1 protein-coding gene and 1 pseudogene are annotated in these 3,476 nt (G+C 35.3%); one reads left to right on the top strand and one right to left on the bottom strand.

What is annotated here, in order from left to right; all coding sequences use genetic code 11:
- Positions 1 to 419 precede the first annotated feature (419 nt).
- Positions 420 to 1,022, top strand: a pseudogene (locus ABI657_RS19060) (2,3-diphosphoglycerate-dependent phosphoglycerate mutase).
- A 59-nt stretch (positions 1,023 to 1,081) separates the two neighbouring features.
- Here the strand turns inward: ABI657_RS19060 and ABI657_RS19055 are convergent.
- Positions 1,082 to 3,433: a glycosyltransferase gene (locus ABI657_RS19055; RefSeq protein WP_348098854.1), complete on the bottom strand. Its 2,352-nt coding sequence runs from the start codon at positions 3,431 to 3,433 to the stop codon at positions 1,082 to 1,084.
- Positions 3,434 to 3,476: the final 43 nt, after the last annotated feature.

Raw genomic sequence — 3,476 nt, 5'->3', positions numbered from 1 at the left:
TGGCAAATATAAAAGGGATTAAAGCAAACATACTTTGTGAACGATGCTGTATTTTTTTTATGGAGGCAACCCCAATAACTGTAAGAACGATCCCGGCACTGAAACTTGCTGTAGCAGAAAAACACATAAAGAAATAGGTTAGGGTTATGACTTTGTTTTAGTTGGTTTGATTCTTCTGCCTACAGTATCCATAAGAATAGTGGCTGTTAAAGCTGCCAGCGCTATAAGAGCGAATAATGTTTTCATAATTATAATTTTATAGAAAGATTGATTTTTGATGATTTAGTTTTTAAATCTATACAGCAAATTTGACCTAAAACAGCCAGTAGAGAAATGATTGTCAACATTGCAATAAGTGATCTGGAACACATTTTCAGGCTGTTTTTAGGTTAGCTTTGATACTGATTAAAAAAAAGAAAATGGCACTATTAATCTTTGTCAGACATGGACAATCATTTTATAATTTAGAGAATCGTTTTACAGGAATCCTGGATATTCCACTCACTGACCTTGGAAGAGAACAGGCAAAACTGGTAGGGCAAAAACTGATCGGTTATGTTTTTGATATCGCATATACTTCCATGCTTATAAGGGCACAGGAAAGCCTGCAGATTATCCTGAGTGAAATGAAGGCAACGATTCCTATTGTTAAGAATAAAGCTTTTAATGAGCGCATGTAAGGCACTTTACAAGGTCTGAACAAAGATGAAACAGCGAAAAAGTATGGTTTGGCCCAAGTAGATATCTGGAGAAGAAGCTATGATATATGCCCTCCCGGAGGAGAAAGCCTGCTTGATACCTACAACCGCGTAATTCCTTATTATAAAACAGAAATAGAACCGAAATTAAAAATGGGAAAGAATGTGTTACTGGTAGCCCATGGCAACAGTTTAAGATCCCTGATGATGTACCTTGAAAACATCAATCCGCTTGACATTGTCAAGGTAAATATCCCCACAGGGTGGCCCCGACTATATGATTTTAATATAAAACTAAAGCTCTCAGAGGTGAAGTATCTTTAAATCATCGAAATGATAAAATTTATTTTCTTACCAATATTTTGGATATTGATTTATATGTTTTATACAATAATAGGCTCTGAAAGATTAATTTTGCTTATGTTTTTAAAAAGCTGCTCTTTTTCAGCAGTATATTTTTCCATGGTTAAACGGGCCATTAAATAGCTCACTGTGGATTCTGCACCCTGATTCAGATTAATATAACTTTCTTCTAAACCATCATAACAGCCGCCAGTGCATGGATTATAGATTATCTTGTGCAAATGATTGTTCCCTAAGAACCAGCTAAAGGCCGTTTCCATTTTTCTCTGATAAGATGAATTTTTGAAAACAGCATGGAATCTCTCAAGAGCAAGAATCGTATAGGCAACATCAATGGGCTGCTCTCCACCGACGGTTTCTTTTTTTTGCCTGCTCGAGTCAAGCCATCCCTTGTTGGATATTACTTTGATCTTATTGTCTGTAAAAATATGAGATAAAAGGAAATCAAAGGATTCTTTAGCAACTTCCTTATACTGATATTCGCCCGTGGCTAAGTAGGCGCAAAGTAGAGCTTCGGGAAGTATACTGTTGCCATACGTGAGATAACTTTCGAACCATTTCCAGTTAGATTTACATTCGTGTCGGTACATTTTTAGTAATCGATTCGAAAGCAGTTTTATTAATGAAATATTTTCAAAATCTACAGCATTTTTGTTGCGATAATAAATTCCTTTAATTACAAATGCCATTGCCCTTGTTGAATAAATTGTATTTACTTTTGTTAAGGCTATATTCATGGTCTTTTCGGCATCTGATGTAAATCCAATAGGGAAAATACTTGAAAGAGACAGCATGTAACCCAGAGACCAGATTGCTCTTCCGTTGGAATCCTCCAGATTTTCACTATTTTGTTCTGTAAATTCTTCATCTTTGCTGACATAGTTCAAAAAACTTCCATTTTGCTGCAGACAAAATTTGATAAAGCTGTAATATTTTTTAATGAGTACTAAATCATCTGGGGCTCTTTTTAATTCATAATGCTGGCAAATAGCGACTAATGCCCGTGCATTGTCATCTAAAGTATAACCCGTATTGATATCAGGATGGTTGATTACTGAAAATTGTATCATGGCAAATGAAGTGGTCAAATTTTTGAAATGACTCAAATTTATTTCAGGAATTTTATAATGCAGCAATATTCTATCTCCTACAGTTTTTTTAAATAGCCATGCATGTTCAATTGCCGAATTCTCCCATGCCGTTGGTGCCATTTTATGTATACCGTTGGCAGAAATATTTTTACGTAATTGTGAATTTTTTAAAAGCCTTATAACTTCTTCGGCCAGTTGTATCGTATTTCCAAATTCAATAATAACTCCGGTTCCATCCTGAAGCACTTCAAGTGCATGTGGAATAGGGGTAGATATAATAGGACAGCCACAGCTTATAGCATAGGAAAAAGTACCGCTTACAGCCTGATACGGATCATTGGAAGTAAAAAGATAAATATCTGTAAGCTGCAAATATTCGAGTAATTCCTCTAAAGGCAGATACGTATTAATGAATTTTACGTGTGCCTGCAATCCTAAGATTTCGACTCTTTTTTTTAGAAAATCACGGTATTTTTCTCCTTCCTCTCTAACCACTGACGGGTGTGTTTTGCCAATAATCAGAAATAAAATATCAGGATTCTGGCTCGCAATAACCGGTAATGCATCTAAAGTGGTTTCAATCGATTTACCGGAACTTAAAAGCCCGAAAGTAGAGATTATTTTTTTACCTGAAAGGCCGTATTTTCCTTTTAATATTTCCTTATCACCATGTTTTACCAAATGTGTTCCATGTGCAATAACAGTAACTTTTCTCTTATCAATACCATAAACGCTCTCCAGTAATGCCGCCGATCTTTGCGTCATGACAATAAATCCGTCGATAAGGGTGTCCATTTCGATAACGTTTCGTTTCATCTCCTGATTTGGGTTGGGTAAAACAGTATGAAGGACAATTAAAACAGGTTTTTTGGAAGCACTTAAGAATTTAATCAAATCAGTCTCATTATTTTTAAAGAGCCCGAATTCATGTTGTATTAAAAGTAATTTGACTGCTTTGTCGCCATTGCAGTACTCAGAAAGCTTCAGGTAGGAATCAGCCGAATCCGTTTTAAGAATTTGATTTACAGCAGTACCATAAGTATAGTTGTCGTTAATTGATTCCAAGGCAGCGACCTTTATGGTAAAAGAACGGTCAAACTTATTGTTTAAAGCAGCAATTAAGTCCTCAGAATAGGTTGCAATACCACATTCCCTGGAAGGATATGAGGTAATAAATAAAATTTCAGGAATCTTGGTGTCTTCTTTTTCTTCTGAAATGCTTGTATTGTTTTTATTTGCCCATAGGCTAATACTGCTTAGAAGCGGAGTCTTAATTGTCATTTTTCTTAGTATTAAGCATTAATTCATTAATTAAACCTGATAA

Origin of the sequence: Flavobacterium sp., from assembly GCF_039930565.1 — a bacterium.
In the GTDB taxonomy this organism is placed as follows: domain Bacteria; phylum Bacteroidota; class Bacteroidia; order Flavobacteriales; family Flavobacteriaceae; genus Flavobacterium.
Note: the sequence above shows the minus strand (reverse complement) of the source record. Positions and strands in the feature narration are given on the sequence as shown.

Coding starts and splice junctions, on each gene's coding strand:
- ABI657_RS19055 (WP_348098854.1), bottom strand. CDS start 3,433: ATGACAATTAAGACTCCGCTTCTAAGCAGTATTAGCCTATGGGCAAAT.